Below are 19,920 nucleotides of genomic sequence, written 5' to 3'. Positions count from 1 at the left end.
ACGAATACATTATAATAAGACAAACTTCAAATTACCTTGAAGCGATTTGGACGGAGGAAAGCACCAACCTACTTGCCCCGAACTTTTTCGGAGGGTCTTATAACCGGGACACTAGCTACAAGCTTGTGGGATAGACTCCTGGTTCCGTATTTTCGATTTAATTGTACGAATCATCTGCTAACCTCCATCATGAATACACCTTTCCGGATGTATCAAATCAATGTGAGGGAGAACAACGTCATGAGTGGGTTTATCGTCAGGTTGTATCGCTACAACCCCGAACAAGATGAAATACCCTACAGCCAGGAGATCAAGGTTGGCGACGAGTTCAGAAATCGCATGGTGCTGGATGTACTCGAGCACTTGAAAACCCGGGATACCACGCTGGTTTTCCGTCGTTCCTGCCGCGAGGGCGTATGCGGCTCAGACGGACTCAATATCAATGGCCGCAATGGCCTGGGCTGCATTGCCAACGTGGAGGATGCCCTGGACAAGAAAGAGGTTCTTGAAATTCGGCCACTCCCGGGCATGCCAGTGATCCGTGATCTGGTGGTTGACCAGTCACTGTTCTTTAAACAGTACGAACGTGTTACCCCTTGGCTGGTCAATGATACTCCGGATCCGGCAATCGAGAGACTGCAGAGTCCTGAGGACCGCGCAAAGCTGGATGGATTATACGAGTGTATTCTCTGCGCCTGCTGCACTTCCGCCTGCCCCTCCTGGTGGTGGAACCCGGAAAAATACATCGGGCCAGCAGGACTGTTGCAGGCTTACCGGTTTTTGGTAGATTCGCGAGATACTGCTACTCGCGAGCGCCTGGCGAAACTGGAAGACCCGTTCAGCGTGTTCCGCTGCCGTGGGATAGGCAACTGCACAGCGTACTGCCCGAAGGGGCTGAACCCCATGAAAGCTATCGGTCATATCAAAATCATGCTGTTACGGGAAAGAGTCTGACTATCCATGGCGACTTACTGACCCGAATCATTTCACCAGGCACCAATTGACTTATCCTCAAGAAGATAATGTGGCTCCCTGATAATCTGGCAGAACCTGTTTTCTTGCCGAGGATTTGCCATGGCCAACAAACCCGAGCGTCCAATTGGAGCCATCGCCTGAGGCTAAGCCCGAGCGGGCAGTCTTCCCGACAACTGGTTTCAGTTACCTGCCAATGGTTATCGGAAAGCGATAAAGGTCAGCTCTTGTCTCGAAGTGGCGGCCTTGTTGGCCGCCATCACCAGCATCATTTCCAGTGGTTATTGGCAGCAGCCACTGTCTGAAAATGAACCGCAATCACCTCGGACGCATGGATAAGCGCCTCACCATCCTGTGAGTATTTTTCCCGCTCACGAAACAGCGTCTCTTTATCAGATTGCGTACTTTTTACTCCCATCCGGGCCAGCTTAATCGCCAGCTCAAAACCTTCTTGTGGCGTTTCAGTAATCAGACTCGGCAGCCACACATTCGCCTTCCCATCCTCCTCTGCTTGTACCGAAAGAGGCAGACTCAATATCAAAGCCGCACAAACTGCCAGAATATTATTTCTTGGTTTCATCATTTTTATCTCCTTGGCTCTCATCAATTTATAGACCTCTTCAGTGAGGCTCTTTCAGTAATGAACCAATATAGATATATTTTCAATGACTCTTTTATAGTAAAAACATACTCCTCAGGAAGTAGCCTGCCTACGAGCCACTTCAGACTGACCAGCATTTTTCAGCGATTAATCAACAGAAACCAGCTTTCTCAATCGGCTCATCACATCCAGATTATTGGTTTCCATAGCTTCTAATGCTTTCAGGGCATCTTCGGGCCGGTTGTTCTCGTGTGCCTGTACTGCTTCGACGGCGTACACATGCACCAGCCGGTGTGGTTCTTCAATCGCCTTGAAGTCCATTCGCCCTGAATATTGTTCATTGCCGTCGCCCTGGTAATACCACTGGCCAAGCCGGCACTCGGTTTCCGCTGGCAGAGTGTCTGCGCTGCGGTCTGACAGGCCGGCCAGAATCTGATAAACGGTGAGTTTGATTTCCAGCTCTTCCAGATTGGCCAGTTCAATTTCCGCCAGAAGGGCGGCGTTGCCCAGGGCCGTGGACGAGTTGTCTGCAAGACCGATCAGCGACATTAAACGGTCCCGGGCAGTTTCAGCTTCTTCAGCAAGCGTCTGCATTTCTTCACTGCTTGCTTTGCTGGCACCGGAGACGGCAGTCGTCTGGCTGCGGATCCGGTTGATGGCTTCGTCGATTTCCCGGGTGGCCTCGCCGGCCCTGAATGCGAGGTTGCGAACTTCCGTTGCCACCACACTGAACCCCCTGCCATGCTCACCAGCCCGGGCCGCTTCGATACTGGCGTTCAGGGCAAGCAATGAGGTTTGGTCAGACACACCATCAATGACATCAACCAGTGACGTTATGCTTCCGGTTTCTGTCTCCAGCGCTTCCATCTGCCCGGCCGAACTCACCACCCTCTCACGGGCACCATCCAGACGCTGAACCAGCGTTGCCATGCCGTCCCGCACCTGACCGGATTCATCACGGGTTCTTAAGGCTTCACTGCGGCGCGAGCCGAGCAGATCCGACAAGTCGCTGAAAGACCCCTTGAGTTCCGTCAGTGAGGAACCGAACTGGCCGAGACCGGCCATCAGTCTACGGTTGATCTGAAGTTCGGCCTGGCTATGCGCCAGCGCGCGGCGTTCTTCTTCCAGCTTTGCTTCCAGCATGCTGCTCTGTTCGCTGACTTCGAGAAATGCCCGGTTTAGTGTCGACAGTTCCGATTCCAGTGCTTCCGAACGTTTCATGAACGGCCACAAACCCATAACGATACTCCAAGCCCTCTATTTGATTCATATTATATACATGTTAACAGGCGAAACAGTAACTGTTTGTTACAACAAGGCTGTCGATAAGCGGGCTGCGGAAAGCCTTTAGAGATGGTCGCTCAGGATATAGTCCCGAAGCGCTACGGCATTATTGTGCTCGGTATCCTTTGCAGCAAACACCAGCGTTATGCGCTCATGTTTATCAAGCAGTTGCCGGAGCGTGCTCAGATCCTCCGCGGCATCGTCGGACTGGAGCTCTTCCAGATAGCGCTCGCAGAACTCCGACCACTTGTCCGGATCATGGTTAAACCATTTGCGCAATTCGGTAGACGGCGCCAGCCTTTTCAACCAGTGGACAACGTCAGCATCCTCCCTGGCCACACCCCGGGGCCAGATGCGATCAACCAATATACGTGGGCCGTCTGAGCGGGCGGCGGTGTCGTAGGCTCGCTTCAGGCGAATGTCCATAGGCACGCCTCCTGATGTCTGTGTAGACTTGCCAGCCTACGCCCGGACATCCAGGGTTTCAAAGAATGGCGAGAGTGTATTCCGTACCCGCTGTTTGTCTTCCGCACTCAGGTGCCCTGCGCCTATGGCGCCATTCAGCATCTGGTCGCTTCGTGCAATCTGGACGGCAAACCGGCGTACGCCCTGATCCGCCAGCCGCTCCCCAACGGTGGTTACCTGTTCCGGTGACTGCAGAGCTCCATGCCAGGTCATCCGGCACTCGAAATCCACACCGGCATTTTGCAGCGCTTCAATGGCGGCCCAGCTCTCAGAACCTGCGTAACGACTGGTAGTGATGATTTCATAATCGGCGGGCAATGCTTTGATATCCAGCCCCACCCAGTCCAGCCAGCGCAACAACGGCTCCAGCAGTTTCAGGTGCGGAGCACCGGTGTGCAGGCCGTTGCGAAAACCCATGGCCCGGGTTTGTTGCAGGGCTGGTAGCAGGGCTTTCTGGATAGTGGGTTCGCCGCCACTGAATACCACCGCGTCCAGCAATCCCTGCCGGCTTTTCAGGTGCCGGTGAGCTTTTTGCCAGGTTATGTTTTCATCACCGGCTTCCAGTGGTATGAGATGAGGGTTATGGCAGTAATGGCAACGCCAGGGACAACCCTGCAGGAACAGGGTTGCCGCCAGGTGTTGCGGATAATCGACGGTGGAGAAGGCGGCCATGCCCCCTATCACCAGGTTATCCGCAGTCATTTCAACGCTCCCGGAAGTGGGTGCGTTCGCGATGCTCGGACTGCTTGCCTTTATTAAAGGCCGAGACCGGGCGATGGTAGCCCATTACCCGGGTCCACACTTCGCAGCGCTGGCGCTGACTGTCATCGGGCAGTTTCTGGTTATCCATGCTGAACTCCTTCTTTGCTTTTTGGGGAAGTGCCGGCCGTTGCCAGCTGTGATAGCTGCCCGGCGAGCAACAGCTCGTCGCATTTCGGGCAGAATTCGTGCTCTCCGTGCAGGTACCCGTGCACCGGGCAAATGGAGAAAGTGGGCGTTACCGTAATGTATGGCAGCCGGTAATTCGCCAGCACCGTTTTCACAAACCGGCCGCAGGTGGCGGCATCGCTGATGCGTTCGCGCATATACAGGTGCAGCACCGTGCCGCCGGTGTAGCGGGTTTGCAGCTCATCCTGAAGATCCAGGGCTTCAAACGGATCGTCGGTGTAGCCCACCGGAAGCTGGCTGGAGTTAGTGTAGTAAGGGGCATCCGGTGAGCCTGCCTGCAGGATGTCGGCAAACCGCTTCTGGTCTTCCTTCGCGAACCGGTAGGTGGTGCCTTCGGCCGGGGTGGCTTCCAGATTGTAAAGATGGCCGGTTTCTTCCTGGTATTGCTTCATCCGCTCCCGCACATGATCCAGCAGTTCCAGCGCAAAGGCCCGGCCCTGCTCACTGCTGATATCTTCCTGGTCACCGGTGAAGTTGCGGACCATTTCATTCAGGCCATTCACTCCAATGGTGGAGAAGTGGTTTCTCAGGGTCCCCAGATAGCGTTTGGTATAGGGGAACAGGCCTTCCACCATCAGCCGGCCAATCTCCTGGCGCTTGGTTTCCAGACTGTCCCGGGCCAGGCCCATGAGTTGATCCAGGCGGGCAAAGAGCGCCGGCTTATCACCTTTATTAAGGTAACCCAGCCGGGCACAGTTAACGGTGACCACTCCAAGGGAGCCAGTCTGTTCCGCTGAGCCGAACAGGCCATTGCCCCGCTTGAGCAGTTCCCTCAGGTCCAGCTGCAGGCGGCAGCACATGGAGCGCACCATGTTGGGTTCCAGGTCGGAATTGAGGAAGTTCTGGAAATACGGCAGGCCGTAGCGGGCAGTCATCTCAAACAGCCGCAGGGCATTGTCGGATTCCCAGTTGAAATCCCGGGTGATGTTGTAGGTAGGAATCGGGAAGGTGAACACCCGGCCCTTGCTGTCGCCCGCCGTCATCACCTCAATGTAGGCCTGGTTGATCATGTCCATCTCGGCCTGCAGGTTGCCGTAGCTGAACGGCATTTCCTCCCCGGCGATAACCGGTATCTGTTCGCGCACGTCGTCCGGGCATACCCAGTCGAAGGTGATGTTGGTGAACGGAGTCTGGGTGCCCCAGCGGGATGGCACGTTCAGGTTGTAGACAAATTCCTGGATGCACTGGCGCACGGTGGCGTAATCCAGGTTGTCCTTGCGAATAAACGGGGCCAGGTAGGTGTCGAAGGAGCTGAAGGCCTGGGCCCCAGCCCATTCATTCTGCAGAGTACCGAGAAAGTTGACCATCTGACCGATGGCGCTTGAGAGGTGCTTTGGCGGGCCCGCTTCTACCTTGCCCGGCACACCGTTCAGGCCTTCGTGCAGCAGGGTGCGCAAAGACCAGCCGGCACAGTAACCACTGAGCATGTCCAGATCGTGGATGTGAAGGTCTGCTTGCCGGTGGGCCTGGCCGATTTCCGGGGTATACACCTCGTTCAGCCAGTAGTTGGCAATAACCTTGCCGGCGGTGTTCAGAATCAGGCCACCGAGGGAATAGCCCTGGTTGGCATTGGCGTTCACCCGCCAGTCGCTGCGGTGCAGGTATTCACCAACAGTAGCGGAGATATCCAGCAAGGCCGGATCAACAGGGTGCGAGGTGGTGTGGGCAGACATCAGGTTCCTCCTGGAAGCGCGTCAGGTTGTCGCAATATTTGCAGCAACGTTCGCGAATACAGGAGGCCAGCCACGGGCGAGTGCCCGAGACATGATCAACTGTTCACCCTGAATCGCGAAGGTGCAGTGCTTGTGATCCTGGCAGGTCTTCGGACTCAGGGGCGTGAGCCTTTCGGCTCTGCCTTGCGTGGCGACTTCCCAGCTTGCGCCAGTGTCATCATGCCACGGTCGTTCCCCAATACCGCTGCGCGTCAGTTCCGGATTCTCACCGGATTCCTTGCCACAAACACAACATGTTGTGGCTTACCAAGACAAAATTACTATATACGCTGACAAAATCAGATTCAAGGAAAACAAATATTTATTTTGCTTGAACAACAGGCGGCAGAAATCAATCAGTAACCGCCCTTCTTACCGGTACCGACAAACGCAAATTCCCACTCGACATCAAACGGTGACCACCATTTGCCAACGCCGGTTTCCTTATCCTTGTGGCGGTAGAAGCCCTGATACGGAGGCGGATCGATGTGGTAGGTCACCTGGTACTTGCCGGGACCATCCAGCTTGATATTGGCTCCGTAATGGGGGCCGTCAGAGGCAACCATCGGCATAAAGGCACCGGTCGTTGACCAGTCCGAGCCTTCCTTGGTCAGGGTATAGGTGACGCCCAGATAGGGCACCCAGGCGCCAGCGCCAAACCCGTTGTTGTTGCCGGGCAGGGCCACCACATCGGCTTCAAGATGGATATCCTTGTCGCCCATGCCGGGCAGTTCCGGAGTCATCATCACCGGTTGCAGATATACGGCGCCGATTTCCATGCCGTGCTTTTCCACCGGCTCGCCGATCATCACCTCACCGGCCAGGGCAGAACCGGCCACACTCAGGCTGCCAGCCAGCAAGGTGGCCGAGACCAGGGTTCGGGTAATTGCTTTCATCGCATTGCTCCTTCTTTCATGGGTAAACTTGTATGACGTGCCTCAGGCCTGCGCCGCCGCCCGGCGACGCAACCATAACCAGCCACCGGACAGGATCAATGGCAAGAGCACCACAGCCTGGGCCAGCAGGGTTTCGAGGGTTGGATAGACACCCAGCCAGGCCAGCCGGGGAATGCCCGGCAGCGGGGTAATGTCCACCCAGCCGGCTTCCTGAAGTTCAAGGATGCCGGTACCGGCAAAACTGAAGGCGAGATAGAACAGCAGCGCTGCCGTGGCACTGAAGAACAGGGGTAACGGCAGTCGCAAAGACGCGGTGCGCATTATCAGGAAAGTCACCACCAGCGCACCGGCGGCTCCCGCTGAACCCAGCAGCATGGGTAAGGCGGCGTTCTCCGCCTGCCCCGCCAACGCGTAATAGAACAGGATGGTCTCCGCCCCTTCCCGGTAAACCGCCAGGAACACCGCCAGCCCCAGCGCCCACAGCTGACCGTTGGAAAGAGCGCGGTCCACCTTCCGGCGGATATAGGCCTGCCATTTGTCGGACTGTTGCTTGGCCAGCAACCAGTGGCTGACGTACAGAAGCACAGCCGCGGCAAAGAGCATGGTGATACCTTCCAGCGCTTCACGGGCCGTACCGGAGATATCAAACAGAATTTTCATGCCGTAAGCCGTCAGCAAGCTGGCCACCAGGGCCAGACCTACCCCGGCATACAGCGACGACATACCACGGCCGCCGGCGGAACGGCGTAAGTAGGCGGCCAGGGCCATGACCACCAGCATGGCTTCGAAGCCCTCGCGTAACAGGATCAGGAAAGACTGCAGAACCAGTCCGGTAAAACTCAGGTCCTCATCGGTAAACAGGTTGGCGACATCGGTAGTCAGAGCTCCCTTGAGTTTCAACCAGGCCCCGGACACCTCGCCTTTCGGAGCTCCCTTGGCGGACAGGCCAATCACCTCACCGAACCGGGATTCCACCCGGGTTTTCAGGTGCGGATCTTTCATGCCAACGACGGTTTCCAGGCCCTTGCCCTCGAAGACATCGAAATACAGGGCCGAAAACCGGTCCATGGTATCCATGCCATTTTCCGGCTCGTAGGCCTGCAGGGCAGCATCACCGCTAGTCACCAGTTCACCGATGACAGCATCGGCATCCACTTTCTGTGCGGCGGCATTAGCATTAGTGCCCGCCCCGAGAGCCATCAGCAGAAACAGCAGACACCGGGCAATCATTGGTTTACCTCGTACACCGAAAGGGGAACACCTGCCTCATTGAGCTGTTCTGCGTGATCTTTCAGGGCCTGTTTAAGCTTATTGACCGCCGATGCCACCTCCTTTTCCGGCGCCCCGCTCTTGATGTCCTTGCGAATAGCACCGAACTGGCGCTCAAGCAGAAAAGCCGGCTCAATGCCCAGATGACTGCGGATGGCTGCTTCCATCTTTTCTCCTTCAAACGGACCGAAGTAAGCCTGGATGACCTCCCGCCGGGCGGTTTTGGCATCCCCTGCCTGATAACTGGTCAGGGCGGTATCCAACTGTTCGATGACCTGATCGGCCACCGACATCCAGTCTTCATCCGCTGCCTGCGCCACCCAGGCTGCCGACATCGCCAATAACAGAAACAACGCACGCGCTACCAACATCAGACTCTCCGTATCGGTTCAGATATGAGTAAAAAGGCTCAAAGCACCGCCAGCCACCAGGCAGCGGCCATGGCGCTGCTGCCGGCCGCACTCGGTAACAGCGCCAGCCAGCGGCCACGGTCAACCCCCAACCCCTGCAGAATTCGCCAGGCCAGCCAAACGCTCCAGAACAACCCGAAAAGAATCATCGCGGCTTTCACGTCATTCACCTGTGCGGTGGTCATGCCCAGACGCACAAAGGGGGTAAACAGTTCAGTCGCAAGGCCAATCATCAGTGCCATGAGCGCCACAGGGGCCTGGCTATAGCCAATCTGGACGAAGGCCTGGAACAGGCTTTCCCCACTGCCCCGCCACCTGGCAAGCCCGGCGCTAGCCAGGGATGCCATACTCAGCACCAGGGCGGACAACGCCATCACCGTCACCATGGTGCCGGTGATCATGAAGAAGTCGAGCCAGCGAAAGACCTCCCGGCGCTCCGGGTGCACACTCATCAACCAGGCCGGCCCTGGCTCGCCAATCCAGTACTGGCCCTGCTCGATAAACCACGTGCCCAGCGCCTGCCGCCAGTCGTTGTAAAATGGCAGCACCAGCCAAACGAATCCCCCCAGAGCCACACCGGCGCCCAGGAAGATAAACAGGGTTTCCCAGACATCCGGGGCATGATGCCGAATGGCCTCCAGTTCCTGACCCGGGCGGCGGAAGGACACTGCCAGGCCGGCGGTATGCCCGGGCAGGATGCAGCGCAGGCATTCAATGCAGTGGCGGGCGGCCTGCTTGCGGGGCAAATCGATGTAGGTGGGGCAAATGGTTTTGTCGGTGAGTTGATCCGGGCCGGACTTCCTCTTTCGTGGAGAAAGCTGCACCGCACCCAGGCGGGCGAATACGCCCAATAGCAAACCGATGGGGCACAGGTGGCGACACCACACACGCTTGTTCCGGCCCCAGAGCCACCCCACGATGACCGCCATTACGAAGGTGCCACCAAAGATCTCCAGAGCCGCCTCCGGGTGGTCGCGTACGCCGGTGGTCTGGCCCAGCAGGGTGATAATGATAAAGCTGAAGATGGGCGTGCCTGGCCATCGAATCCACGCGGGCGTCTGCCTTTTCAGCCCATGGCGGTTGGCCAGTTCTGACGCCGCGCCCATGGGACACAGGAAGCCACACCAGCTTCTACCGGTAATCACCACCGAAAAGAACACCAGCGGAAACCAGACGCCCCACAGCAGATAGTTGGCCAGTACCCGGCCATCATCCAGAAAGGTAGCCTGTTCGGAAGACTCAGGGAGGTAAACCGGCACAACCAGAACTGCCACAAAAACCAGGAACATGGCGACATGCACCCAAGGTAGCCAGGGCCCCAGGCGGGAGAGAAGGCGTTCAATCACCGGATGCCCAGCGAATGATCCGGCAGCATCAACAAAACGGCCAGGCCGGGCGTTTTCGGTAATATCTATGACAGGAATCGGGCGCATAAGGTGCCTCTTGACGAACCACTAGCACTTTACCCCAAGACAACACTAACAATAATGATTCTTATCAATATTACGACTGACTCCGGCCAGCGCTATCAAGTCCTGTTCCGCCCCGCTCAAAACAACCTTGCATAATTCCGGAAGCCTCACCAGAATAAAGTAATTGATTACTTTCTTTTATGGCATGCATATGACACCTCCATCGGAACCGACAAAACGGGCCTACCAAAGCACCGAACAACGCCAGTCCGCTACCATTGAGGCAGTGGTGCACCTGTGCAGCAAGCAGGATCCTTCCACGCTCACCACGACCCGCATCGCAGACGAAGTTGGCATGTCCCAGGGCGCACTGTTCAAGCACTTCCCCAACAAGAGCAGCCTGTGGGAATCCGTCGCCGGCTGGGTAGCCGGGCAACTGACGGACCAGGTATTCGGTATAGCCGACAGGCACGAACAGGCAGACCAGGCCCTGGAAGCCATGTTTCTCGCACATATCGGCTTTATTGCCCGCCACCCGGGCATTCCACGGCTGATGCTCGGTGAGCTCCAGAAACCAGGCAACCAGCCCGCCAAGCGTATTGTCCGCCAGACCCTGGCCCTCTACCGGCAAAAAATCGTTGCCCTGCTGAACCTGGGCATTGAGCAGAAATGCATAACCCCGACCATCGACACGGAAGCCGCTGCGGTGCTTTACATTGGAGCCATTCAGGGTCTGGTGGTTCAGGCCATGGTGGGTGGCGACATTGCCTCCATCGAACAGACCGCCCCCCGCATCTTCAAACTTTTCAGCGCCAGTTTCCGGGAGAGCGCCCATGACCCGAAAGAATAAACTCATTCCAGTCCTGGCACTGCTCGCGGGGATTGTCTTTGTGGTGGTGATGGTAACGCTGAAACAGCCTCCGGAACGAACCGAAAAGCAGGCCACGCCAACACCGGCAAGAATCATCGAGGCCAGGCCCATAACCTTCCGCACGGAAGCCCGCGGCTTTGGCCAGGTGCTGCCGGCCCAGAGCTGGAAAGCCGTAGCCAACGTGGGTGGCCGGATTGTCTGGAAACACCCGGACCTGGAGAGCGGCAACCTGATCCCCGGGGGTACCCGCCTGCTGCAGATAGACCCGACCCGTTACGAACTGGCCGAGGCTTCGGCCAAAGCCGATATCGCCGGCATTCAGGCGGAATTACGGCAACTGGATCAGGAAGAACGGAATACCCGGGAACTGCTGGATCTGGAAAACCGGCGACTGGCACTGACGCAAAAGGAACTGGAGCGCGCGAAAACCCTGGCGGCCCGCGACGCCATGTCCGAAACCCGGCTGGATGAACAACAGCAGGCTACCCTGCAACAGAAGCAGGCGTAGATCAGTGTCAGTGGTTGCTGCTTCCTCGGTTTCATGGTTCTCCTCCGGACGTTCCGCTACGCCCCACCAAATCATTCATTGATAATATTTCTTGAAAACACTAAAGCCACGCGTCGGAAAAATCGCTCCCCCGATTGGTGGTAGAATCGGGGTAACCGACAAAGAATTGATGGAACTCCGGTCTAAACCTGCAAGTTCTCGACCAGGCCAGTGAGACGCCGGACCTGTTTCTGTATATCGCCGGTGGCGGTTACCGTTTCTGCCATTCCCTCGGTATTGCGGTCGGCCACCTCGGCAATCTTGACCACGCGTTGATCGATTTCTCCGGCCACCTGGCCCTGTTCCTCGGTAGCCGTGGCAATCTGGTCGGCCATGGAGCGAATGGTGGTGACTGTTTCCGCAATCTCCCGCAGGACGGCTTCGGCTTCACTCATCGCATCAGCACCACGATGGGCCTCTTCACGGCCGCCGTGCATCGCTTCTGCAACTTCGCCGGCTCCAGCCTGGAAGCGCCCAACGATGTCATCAATCTTTCCTATGGATTCCTGGGTTCGTCGTGCAAGTCCGCGGACTTCATCGGCGACCACGGCAAAACCTCGTCCTGCCTCGCCTGCCCTGGCCGCCTCGATAGCGGCATTCAGCGCCAGCAAATTGGTCTGATCAGCAATATCGGTGATCACGGAGAGCACCGTCCCTACTTCCTTACTTTCCTCCTGCAAGCGGGTGGTGAGATCTTTCAGTTCGCCCATGCGGCCAGATAGAGCCTGCACCACACGAGCGGCCTCAGAGACCGTTTTCTGTCCGACATCTACCTGCTCGTCGGCCCGGACCGTAGCTTCTGCTGTTTCGCTGGTGTTTCGGGCCACTTCCTGAACCGTGGCGCTCATCTCGTTGACAGCCGTAGCCACCTGATCCGTATCAGACCGCTGGTGTTCTACGCCCTGTCGCGCCTGTTCAATGATATCAGCAGCATGGATCGTGCTGTCATCAATCTGCTTTGCGGCATCGCGAACACCTCCGACCAGCTCTCCGACCTGATTCCGCATGGTGTTATAGGCCTCGACGATCTCCGCGATCTCGTTATCCTTGAACTCATGCGACATTGTCTGACGAAAATCACCTTTGGCAAGGTCAAGGAGGCGCTCCCGCAACATATGGATCTGGTCCATCAGATAGGTGAGACCGAACATGCGCCCGAGGATGACCAGTACCAGAATTGCCAGGACCATGGAGATGGACATGATCTGGTTGAACTGAGTGTTGCGGTCGGCAAGGGTGGACATCATGCCGACCGCTTCATTCATCTCCGCCAGAACCCGTGGCGACATCTCATGCAGCTGTTCAAGGGTTTGTGTGTCGGGGGCCTCCATGTATTCGACCAATGCCGGTCGGTAGTCCTGCCAGAGAGTCAGTACATGTTCCAGTTGGGCACGAATGGCCGTATCCGTCACGGCAGGGACGCCAGCCTCTTCACTGCCATTCAGCAGCCAGCCGTGGGCGCGCTCCCATTGATCAATGGTTTGTTGAGCCTGGGAACTCTCTTCCACACCTGCGGCCACCATCTGGACTTCCTTGGCGACCCGTTGGCTGAGCATGCGTTGTGCCCCCGCCACGTTCAGGGATTTCGCTTCGCCCGGATCGGTGCTGAAATAAAGGAAGGAAGCTGAACCCAGGGCGCAAAGAAAGATCAGTACGTAGGAGAGCAGAAACTGGTGGTCGAGTTTGCGCACTCCGATGGAGCGCAGAATGATTTGAATAGTATGGGATATAAGTGCCCGTGGACGCATGTGGCTTCCCCTAGAAAGAATGTTTCAGGTATTACGTACGAACATAACTTCTAACAGCCGTACCCAATCAGAATCAGTTAGCTAAGAGGTTATCGACCAGAAGCTTTAAAGCTTTTGCTTGTTTTACCAAAAAAGATGTCACTTCCCGAAAAACTGGAAACATTTGAGGCGGACCCAACAACGCCGGAAATGATTGGCTACCTCCATTGCTCTTATTGACCTATAAGGCCACCCCATTAGATGTATTTACTGCGCAACCCATTGTTTTAACTTATTTTAAAAAACAAGCCAAAGCAGATTTAAGTGCCCGTAAATCTCTCCACATCCAACGCTGATTATCCTTGACATTGATCACGATTATTTTAGGCCTTCTTTTATCAGAATAGCTTTTAAAGCCTAATCGCCACTTGCCGTGGCTGCGGGTCAGCAACGAATCCAGCCCCCGCTACCATATTAAAAAAAGCAGATCAGTAACTCACTGATCTGCCTTTTTTGCGTGTGGGTTCTCGAAAAGTCGTTGTGGGTCAGGCTACAGTCACGGCTTCGTTGAGATAGACGTTCTGAATCGCGTGCAGCAACTGCACCCCTTCCGCCATAGGCTTCTGAAGGGCCTTACGCCCCGTAATCAGTCCCATGCCGCCGGCGCGCTTGTTGATCACGGCCGTGCGCACCACCTGATGCAAATCGTCACTGCCGGATGCGCCGCCCGAATTGAGTGTTTCCTTTGAAACCTTACCAAAAACAGAATGTTTTCGATCTGGGCGTTGGGAGTAGTGCCTTTAATCCATAAGAGGTAGGCACTCCGGAGTGACGAGGTATTTTGATATTCATCAAGGTTTATGAATTCTGCTCTGTGAAGTAATGGTGATACATGACAGCTACAACGGGAATAACACCATGCTAAGCGAACAGGATTACAACCCGCCAAAGGCCCATAAAGCCTTGGGGATGTCGACATTAGCCTTCACTGTGTGTTTTGCAGTGTGGACCATCTTTTCTATCATCGGGGTCAAGATCAAGCAGGAGCTGGGTCTGTCCGAGACCGAGTTTGGCCTTTTGGTTGCAACACCTGTATTGACTGGCTCGATCAGCCGTATCTTTCTAGGGATCTGGACGGAACGCTTCGGTGGTCGTCTGGTATTCACTATTCTGATGCTGACTACTTCGGTCGCTGTGTACCTTCTCTCGTCCGTTGAAACCTACGCCATGTTCCTGGTCGCCGCTCTCGGTATCGGCCTAGCAGGCGGTTCCTTTATTGTGGGTATCGCCTACACCTCAGAATGGTATGACAAGAAGCACCAAGGTACAGCTCTGGGCATCTTCGGAGCCGGTAACGTCGGTGCTGCCGTGACCAACTTCGGCGCGCCTTTTCTGGTGGTCGCTCTGGGCTGGCAACAAACCGCGGTGGTTTACTCAGCAGTGCTGGCTGGCATGGCCGTCGTGTTCTGGTTTCTCACCGAAAATGATCCACGGCTGACCAAACGTGCTTCTGAGGGTGGCGAAACCATGCCCCTTAAGGAACAACTGGCACCGCTGGCCAAGCTGCAAGTCTGGCGCTTTTCGCTCTACTATTTCTTCGTGTTCGGTGCCTTCGTGGCCCTCGCGTCCTGGCTACCCCGCTATTATGTCGGCGCCTACGACATGAGCCTGGGGCAGGCGGGTATGTTGGCTGCCCTCTACGCCCTGCCGGCTTCGATTTTCCGCGCCCTGGGTGGTTGGATGTCTGACCGGTTTGGCGCTCGTGCCGTGATGTACTGGACTTACGGTGTTTCACTGCTGTGTCTGTTCATCCTCAGCTACCCGGAGACTCAATATGTCGTATCTGGCATCAAGGGTCCGATCGCATTTTCCTTCGGGGTTCCGGTCGCCCTGTTCGTCTTCATGACCGTTGCCCTGGGCTTCTTCATGTCGCTCGGTAAAGCAGCAGTCTATAAACACATCCCGGTTTACTACCCTGGTCATGTCGGCTCAGTCGGCGGCCTGGTAGGTATGATCGGCGGTCTCGGCGGGTTCGTCCTACCGATCACCTTCGGCGCCCTGAATGACCTTACCGGGGTCTGGACAAGCTGCTTCATGTTCCTGTTCCTGATCGTATTGGTCTCCTTTATCTGGATGCACGTGTCCATCATCCGCATGGAGCGCCGCCGCTATCCGGAACTGACCGAAGAAGAAACTTCCCGCTATCTACCCGAGATCCAGCTGGATTATGGCCAGGAGCGTGGTGATCAAACTGGTAATAAACAGACATAAGGGCCCGTGTAAAAGCGTGGGGGTCTCAATCAGCTTTATCAACGAGTAAGTGAGAGAGAAAAACTATGAGTGATATTCAGAAGTGGGATGTAGAAGATCCCAAATTCTGGGAAAACGAAGGGAAGAAGGTTGCTAACCGAAACCTTTGGATCTCGATTCCCAGCTTGCTATGCGGGTTCGCCGTCTGGCTCTACTGGGGCATTATTACAGTACAGATGCTTAACCTGGGGTTCCCGATTCCCAAGGCGGAGCTCTTTACGCTGACAGCGATTGCCGGTTTGACCGGTGCCACGCTACGGATTCCCAGTAGCTTCTTCGTTCGCATCGCCGGCGGACGTAATACGATCTTTTTCACCACCGCCTTGTTGATGTTACCGGCCATCGGTACCGGCATTGCGCTGCAGAGTCGGGAAACGCCGCTCTGGATCTTCCAGGTACTGGCGTTCCTCTCCGGCATTGGTGGCGGTAACTTCGCCTCTTCCATGTCCAACATCAGCTTCTTCTTCCCCAAAAAGCAGCAGGGATTGGCGTTGGGCTTGAACGCGGGCCTGGGTAATGCGGGTGTAACCACCATGCAGATCCTGGTACCGCTATTCATGACCTTCGGTATCTTCGGTGGCGAACCGATGATTCTGGAGAATGGTTCCGGCACTCTGATCGGCAAGATCCCCGCTGGTAGCGAAACCTGGATCCAGAACGCCGGCTATCTCTGGCTGCTTTTCCTCATCCCGCTGGCCGTTGCCGGCTGGTTTGGCATGAACAACATCCGCACCGAGGAAGTTTCTCCCAACATCGGTTCCCCGGTAGGGGCTTTCTCCAAGATTACCGGCATGCTGCTGGTAGGCTTCTTCACTGCTGCGGTCGGTCTCTACATCATCCTGCCGCAACCGGTGGGTATGGGTGCGCCGGATTGGTCCAAGTGGCCGGTTATTGCGGGTATTCTCTTTACCACGGTCGTGTTGCTGAAGATGATCCCGGGTGAAATCAAACCGAATCTGCAACGTCAGTTCAAGATCTTCAATAACAAGCACACTTGGGTCATGAGCATCATCTACACCATGACCTTCGGCAGCTTCATCGGCTTCTCAGCAGGCTTTGCCCTGGCGATCAAAGTGATCTTCGGTTACCAGCACCTGATGGTGGACGGTGTCATGACCCACGACACCGCCAACCCGGCTGGCCCTTCGGCTCTCATGTACGCCTGGATGGGTCCGTTCATCGGTGCGCTGATTCGCCCTGTCGGCGGCTGGATGGCCGACAAGATCGGTGGCGCGCTGGTTACCGGGGTCGTGGCCGGCGTCATGATCGCCAGCTCTCTGGGCGTGGCCTACTACATGCAACAGGCCTATGCCTCGGCTACGCCGCAGGACTTCTTCGTGCCGTTCCTGCTGCTCTTCCTGGTGCTGTTCGCGGCGACCGGCATTGGTAACGGTTCCACCTTCCGTACCATTGCCCAGATCTTCCCGAAAGAACAGGCGGGCCCGGTACTGGGGTGGACCTCTGCAGTAGCCGCCTACGGCGCCTTCATCATTCCGAAAGTATTTGGTGAGCAAATTAAATTGGCCACGCCGGAAGCTGCACTTTATGGCTTTGCCATTTTCTATGCAGTCTGCCTGGTATTGAACTGGTGGTATTACCTTGGCCCCAAAGCCGAGTTCAAGAACCCATAGTCCTTGATGCACTAGCTTGGATTGTGACCTGACGCCGGCCCCTGTGGCCGGCTTTTTGTTGGCCGGGCGAAAGCCCGTCCGAGTGCAAAAAGGCTGAGTCACTCTGACTGAGGAGAAGACAATCCGAATGGCAAGGGCGTGATCGCAGTAGAGATAGCCATTCATTTCCGGCGATTCTGGTCATGCCGGAACAGGACAGCAAGCTGCAAGGAAGGTGTCGGGGTCCGCCTCGCACGCTGCCAGACCAGCCTGAGCATTACGGTGCTCAGGACTCCAATGGTAATCAGATGCATTGCGGGAACTGGATCGGTACCACGCAGGTAGGGATACTCCTGCGGGGGTATCGGATTCGCAAGGATGATCTGCCACAATTCACTGGCTCTCGCTATCGTCGTCGATGGGAGAGCACAACAGCACAGTACAGGAACGACTCCCATGCCCCATCACGCCAAGCTGTCAGACCGTTTCGGACGTACCATCGATTATGTGCGCCTGTCGATAACTGACCGCTGTGACTTCCGCTGTGTTTACTGCATGGCAGAGGACATGACTTTCCTCCCCCGCCAGCAGGTGCTGACTTTGGAAGAAATTGCCCGGGTAGCGAGAACTTTCGTCTCTTTAGGTACAGAGAAAATCCGGTTGACTGGCGGCGAACCTCTAGTGCGCAAGGACATTCTGGAGCTGGTAAAGGAGATCGGTAGCTACGGCCTGCGTGATTTTGCCATGACCACTAACGGTAGCCAGCTGCCAATCATGGCCGAACCCCTTCGCAAGGCTGGTCTGAAGCGACTTAACATCAGCCTAGACTCTCTTGATGCTGAAAAATTTCACCGCATTACCCGCACTGGCCAACTACAACAGGTGCTTGATGGCATCGACGCGGCCAGGGAGGCGGGTTTTGAAGGCATAAAACTCAATGCGGTGGTGATGAAGGGGGGCAACGATCATGAAGTCCCAGAATTAGTGGAATTTGCCCGAAAGAAGAAAGTGGACATAACCTTTATCGAAGAAATGCCTCTCGGTGAAATCAGTGACCACGACCGCGGGCAAGTGCTTTGCACAAGTGACGAAGTCCGTAAAATCATCACTCAACATCACGAGCTAGTACCCACGCCCGAGGACTCCGGTGGTCCTGCCCGTTACTACCGCATGCCAGGTAGTGAAACTCGAATCGGTTTTATATCGCCTCATTCTCACAACTTTTGCTCCACATGCAATCGCGTGAGGGTGACGGCGGAGGGCCGCCTTTTGCTCTGTCTTGGCAATGAGCATTCTGTAGATCTACGCCGTGTACTGCGAGGCTACCCAGTGACTAATGACAAACTGCGTGAAACGATTATCAATGCCATGGATCTAAAGCCTGAACGACACGAGTTCTCCACTAATGGCGAGGTGCAGATTTTACGATTTATGAATATGACAGGGGGCTGAAAGCCCCCTTTACGCGTCGGGCACTCGGTGCGCTAACTTAAATCAATCGCTTCGCCGTTGCTGTCTAAGGGCAGATAGTTCCCCAAGTGACCGAGCCGGATCGATTCCACCATCATAGTTAACGGCTGCTGTACTTCGTCGGTCGAAGGCGTGGTTCCTCCACGGCCTGACATTGCCGCAACAAATACAACATCCCACGACTGACCCGTCGCCCGAGATTCCTCCTTAAGGGCTTCGAATTCCGGTGCTTCTTCTGGAGTCTTATCTACGCAAATGACCGGAGTCAGAGCCCCGCCTTCACCACGCTCGAAAGCGGCTTTATCTTCGGCGGAGGCATCATCGGGAAGTTCGGCCCTACAGAAGACGAAGAGCAAGCGCTGGGGCTCTTCCTGGCTGCGGGTAGCTTCTATAAGGTCGCTGTAATTACTGATCATTTATAAAGTCCTTGCTGGTATCTGGCGACCGCGAATCTCTTCGCAGACTTGGCTGCTACATTCATCACAGGCTTGGAAGGAGCCCCTCCACCAGTTAGTTATCATCACTATCGGAGTGGTCCACTACTGCATCAGGGGGGAGTCAGGTAATTCAAGGTCTACTCCTTCTACGCCAGTTTCCGCCGCAAGAACTTGCAGGTACTGGCGGAAAGCTCTCCGGGTAACGCTTTCGCTCAGGTATTGGCGAATCTGTGGTTTGACATGTTCGTATGGAAGTTGTTCGCCGTCGATTCGTTGATCAACCCGGACAATGTGCCAGCCGTAACGAGTTTCGATCAGTTCTGGATTGAGGCCTTCGTTCAGACTCAATACCGGGCGTTCGAATTCTTCGACGGTCTGGCCTTTCGATATTTGGCCCAGACTACCGCCTTGATGCCGGGACTCGCAGGCAGAATAGTCTTTTGCTAGCGTGGAGAACTGGGCGCGACCATCAAGTAGTGATGACAGCAGTTGGCGAGCCACTTCTTCCTGGCTCATGCGTTCCTGGACGTCATCTGGTGCCGCAGCAAGTAAAATGTGGCTGACGGCCATGATGGTAGGACTACGGAACCGGCTGGGATTAGCCGCGTAGAAACGTTCACAATCTTGTTCGCTGGGATCTGGAACATTAAGTTCGAGTTCCAGTACCCGAGCAATGCGGTCTTCTTCGTCTTCGATCTTGTCCAGGTGCAGCCCTCTGGCCTGATGCAGGAGCAGCTCGCGAATGACAAGGCTTCTGGCAGCTTCATGCCAGGCTTCAGCCAATTCTTCAGCCGGATGGTGCTGCATTTCACGAGCGATGTCGTCTTCGTGGATGAGCGTATCCCCGACGTACACCGGGGGGAATTGGTTTCTGGGCTTACCGGCTTCGCCAACAGGGATGATCTGCATATTGCTTCTCCAAAAGACTCTTGGACACGGACGACAAGGATTGGCACTTACAAAAAAGATCTGCGCATTA

18 protein-coding genes, 2 pseudogenes and 1 riboswitch are annotated in these 19,920 nt (G+C 55.8%); of the genes and pseudogenes, 6 read left to right on the top strand and 14 right to left on the bottom strand.

Features of this window, described 5'->3' with window-relative positions; all coding sequences use genetic code 11:
- The first annotated feature begins 240 nt into the window (after positions 1-240).
- Complete coding sequence (locus tag BY454_RS10575) at positions 241-954, top strand: succinate dehydrogenase iron-sulfur subunit (protein ID WP_104416344.1); 714 nt, start codon at positions 241-243, stop codon at positions 952-954.
- 286 nt (positions 955-1,240) lie between these two features.
- Here BY454_RS10575 and BY454_RS10570 read toward each other — a convergent pair whose 3' ends face one another.
- The 10 genes and pseudogenes from BY454_RS10570 to BY454_RS10525 form a co-directional block, all read right to left on the bottom strand.
- Positions 1,241-1,555: a hexameric tyrosine-coordinated heme protein gene (locus BY454_RS10570; RefSeq protein WP_219820652.1), complete on the bottom strand. Its 315-nt coding sequence runs from the start codon at positions 1,553-1,555 to the stop codon at positions 1,241-1,243.
- Between the two features lie 165 nt (positions 1,556-1,720).
- A complete protein-coding gene (locus BY454_RS10565; RefSeq protein WP_104416345.1) occupies positions 1,721-2,812 on the bottom strand; it encodes a methyl-accepting chemotaxis protein in 1,092 nt (363 codons plus the stop codon).
- A 108-nt stretch (positions 2,813-2,920) separates the two neighbouring features.
- A complete protein-coding gene (locus tag BY454_RS10560; protein ID WP_104416346.1) occupies positions 2,921-3,283 on the bottom strand; it encodes a DUF488 domain-containing protein in 363 nt (120 codons plus the stop codon).
- A gap of 36 nt (positions 3,284-3,319) precedes the next feature.
- Positions 3,320-4,024, bottom strand: coding sequence for an anaerobic ribonucleoside-triphosphate reductase activating protein (locus BY454_RS10555; protein ID WP_104416347.1), 705 nt, complete (start codon positions 4,022-4,024; stop codon positions 3,320-3,322).
- A 1-nt stretch (position 4,025) separates the two neighbouring features.
- Positions 4,026-4,172 carry an anaerobic ribonucleoside-triphosphate reductase gene (gene nrdD, locus BY454_RS10550; protein ID WP_048496192.1) on the bottom strand — a complete coding sequence of 49 codons (147 nt, stop codon included), beginning with the start codon at positions 4,170-4,172 and terminating at the stop codon, positions 4,026-4,028.
- Positions 4,165-5,916 (bottom strand): annotated as a pseudogene (locus BY454_RS10545) (ribonucleoside triphosphate reductase); the annotation flags it as partial. The gene nrdD and the pseudogene BY454_RS10545, both read right to left, overlap by 8 nt.
- Positions 5,917-6,066: 150 nt before the next feature.
- Positions 6,067-6,269: riboswitch (cobalamin riboswitch) on the bottom strand.
- A gap of 69 nt (positions 6,270-6,338) precedes the next feature.
- Entirely contained in the window at positions 6,339-6,878 is a 540-nt protein-coding gene (locus BY454_RS10540; protein WP_219820650.1) for an iron transporter, read from the bottom strand.
- A 42-nt stretch (positions 6,879-6,920) separates the two neighbouring features.
- Positions 6,921-8,108 (bottom strand): FTR1 family iron permease, encoded by a 1,188-nt coding sequence (locus BY454_RS10535; RefSeq protein WP_104416348.1) that lies wholly within the window; start codon positions 8,106-8,108, stop codon positions 6,921-6,923.
- Positions 8,105-8,518, bottom strand: coding sequence for a hypothetical protein (locus BY454_RS10530; protein WP_104416349.1), 414 nt, complete (start codon positions 8,516-8,518; stop codon positions 8,105-8,107). Before BY454_RS10530 ends, BY454_RS10535 begins: the two co-directional genes overlap by 4 nt.
- Positions 8,519-8,556: 38 nt before the next feature.
- Complete coding sequence (locus tag BY454_RS10525) at positions 8,557-9,990, bottom strand: 4Fe-4S binding protein (protein WP_104416350.1); 1,434 nt, start codon at positions 9,988-9,990, stop codon at positions 8,557-8,559.
- A gap of 190 nt (positions 9,991-10,180) precedes the next feature.
- On the opposite strand from BY454_RS10525, the gene BY454_RS10520 reads away from it, so the two are divergent.
- Together BY454_RS10520 and BY454_RS10515 are read left to right on the top strand one after the other, a co-directional pair.
- A complete protein-coding gene (locus BY454_RS10520; RefSeq protein WP_181049716.1) occupies positions 10,181-10,819 on the top strand; it encodes a TetR/AcrR family transcriptional regulator in 639 nt (212 codons plus the stop codon).
- On the top strand, positions 10,803-11,348 hold the full coding sequence (locus tag BY454_RS10515; protein ID WP_104416352.1) for a hypothetical protein: 546 nt from the start codon (positions 10,803-10,805) through the stop codon (positions 11,346-11,348). The genes BY454_RS10520 and BY454_RS10515 overlap by 17 nt, the downstream gene beginning before the upstream one ends.
- A 182-nt stretch (positions 11,349-11,530) precedes the next feature.
- Here the strand turns inward: BY454_RS10515 and BY454_RS10510 are convergent, their stop codons facing one another.
- The gene (locus BY454_RS10510) at positions 11,531-13,135 is read right to left on the bottom strand and encodes a methyl-accepting chemotaxis protein (RefSeq protein WP_104416353.1); all 1,605 of its coding nucleotides are present in this window, start codon (positions 13,133-13,135) and stop codon (positions 11,531-11,533) included.
- 524 nt (positions 13,136-13,659) lie between these two features.
- Positions 13,660-13,866, bottom strand: a pseudogene (locus tag BY454_RS10505) (hypothetical protein); the annotation flags it as partial.
- Positions 13,867-14,032: 166 nt separating this feature from the next.
- Here BY454_RS10505 and BY454_RS10500 point away from each other — a divergent pair.
- The 3 genes from BY454_RS10500 to moaA all read left to right on the top strand — a co-directional run bounded on the left by BY454_RS10500 (position 14,033) and on the right by moaA (position 18,486).
- Positions 14,033-15,385, top strand: coding sequence for an MFS transporter (locus tag BY454_RS10500; RefSeq protein WP_104416389.1), 1,353 nt, complete (start codon positions 14,033-14,035; stop codon positions 15,383-15,385).
- Positions 15,386-15,450: 65 nt separating this feature from the next.
- Positions 15,451-17,055 (top strand): MFS transporter, encoded by a 1,605-nt coding sequence (locus BY454_RS10495; RefSeq protein ID WP_104416354.1) that lies wholly within the window; start codon positions 15,451-15,453, stop codon positions 17,053-17,055.
- Positions 17,056-17,490: 435 nt separating this feature from the next.
- Positions 17,491-18,486, top strand: coding sequence for a GTP 3',8-cyclase MoaA (gene moaA / locus BY454_RS10490; protein WP_104416355.1), 996 nt, complete (start codon positions 17,491-17,493; stop codon positions 18,484-18,486).
- Positions 18,487-18,518: 32 nt separating this feature from the next.
- On the opposite strand, the gene BY454_RS10485 is transcribed toward moaA, so the two are convergent.
- Together BY454_RS10485 and BY454_RS10480 are read right to left on the bottom strand one after the other, a co-directional pair.
- On the bottom strand, positions 18,519-18,920 hold the full coding sequence (locus BY454_RS10485; RefSeq protein ID WP_104416356.1) for a ribonucleotide reductase subunit alpha: 402 nt from the start codon (positions 18,918-18,920) through the stop codon (positions 18,519-18,521).
- 123 nt (positions 18,921-19,043) lie between these two features.
- On the bottom strand, positions 19,044-19,850 hold the full coding sequence (locus tag BY454_RS10480) for a peptidylprolyl isomerase (RefSeq protein ID WP_104416357.1): 807 nt from the start codon (positions 19,848-19,850) through the stop codon (positions 19,044-19,046).
- Positions 19,851-19,920: the final 70 nt, after the last annotated feature.

It is taken from the genome of Marinobacter persicus (genome assembly GCF_002934325.1).
GTDB classification, from domain to species: Bacteria; Pseudomonadota; Gammaproteobacteria; order Pseudomonadales; family Oleiphilaceae; genus Marinobacter; species Marinobacter persicus_A.
The sequence above is the reverse complement of the archived record's forward strand: the minus strand, read 5'-3'. Positions and strand labels throughout refer to the sequence as shown.

Bases quoted from the DNA above. Each gene is read 5' to 3' on its own strand.
- BY454_RS10565 (WP_104416345.1), bottom strand. From the start codon at position 2,812: ATGGGTTTGTGGCCGTTCATGAAACGTTCGGAAGCACTGGAATCGGAA.
- BY454_RS10570 (WP_219820652.1), bottom strand. From the start codon at position 1,555: ATGATGAAACCAAGAAATAATATTCTGGCAGTTTGTGCGGCTTTGATA.
- BY454_RS10560 (WP_104416346.1), bottom strand. From the start codon at position 3,283: ATGGACATTCGCCTGAAGCGAGCCTACGACACCGCCGCCCGCTCAGAC.
- BY454_RS10540 (WP_219820650.1), bottom strand. From the start codon at position 6,878: ATGAAAGCAATTACCCGAACCCTGGTCTCGGCCACCTTGCTGGCTGGC.
- BY454_RS10495 (WP_104416354.1), top strand. From the start codon at position 15,451: ATGAGTGATATTCAGAAGTGGGATGTAGAAGATCCCAAATTCTGGGAA.
- BY454_RS10500 (WP_104416389.1), top strand. From the start codon at position 14,033: ATGCTAAGCGAACAGGATTACAACCCGCCAAAGGCCCATAAAGCCTTG.
- BY454_RS10535 (WP_104416348.1), bottom strand. From the start codon at position 8,108: ATGATTGCCCGGTGTCTGCTGTTTCTGCTGATGGCTCTCGGGGCGGGC.
- BY454_RS10575 (WP_104416344.1), top strand. From the start codon at position 241: ATGAGTGGGTTTATCGTCAGGTTGTATCGCTACAACCCCGAACAAGAT.
- BY454_RS10510 (WP_104416353.1), bottom strand. From the start codon at position 13,135: ATGCGTCCACGGGCACTTATATCCCATACTATTCAAATCATTCTGCGC.
- BY454_RS10530 (WP_104416349.1), bottom strand. From the start codon at position 8,518: ATGTTGGTAGCGCGTGCGTTGTTTCTGTTATTGGCGATGTCGGCAGCC.
- BY454_RS10480 (WP_104416357.1), bottom strand. From the start codon at position 19,850: ATGCAGATCATCCCTGTTGGCGAAGCCGGTAAGCCCAGAAACCAATTC.
- BY454_RS10485 (WP_104416356.1), bottom strand. From the start codon at position 18,920: ATGATCAGTAATTACAGCGACCTTATAGAAGCTACCCGCAGCCAGGAA.
- BY454_RS10520 (WP_181049716.1), top strand. From the start codon at position 10,181: ATGACACCTCCATCGGAACCGACAAAACGGGCCTACCAAAGCACCGAA.
- moaA (WP_104416355.1), top strand. From the start codon at position 17,491: ATGCCCCATCACGCCAAGCTGTCAGACCGTTTCGGACGTACCATCGAT.
- BY454_RS10525 (WP_104416350.1), bottom strand. From the start codon at position 9,990: ATGCGCCCGATTCCTGTCATAGATATTACCGAAAACGCCCGGCCTGGC.
- nrdD (WP_048496192.1), bottom strand. From the start codon at position 4,172: ATGGATAACCAGAAACTGCCCGATGACAGTCAGCGCCAGCGCTGCGAA.
- BY454_RS10515 (WP_104416352.1), top strand. From the start codon at position 10,803: ATGACCCGAAAGAATAAACTCATTCCAGTCCTGGCACTGCTCGCGGGG.
- BY454_RS10555 (WP_104416347.1), bottom strand. From the start codon at position 4,024: ATGACTGCGGATAACCTGGTGATAGGGGGCATGGCCGCCTTCTCCACC.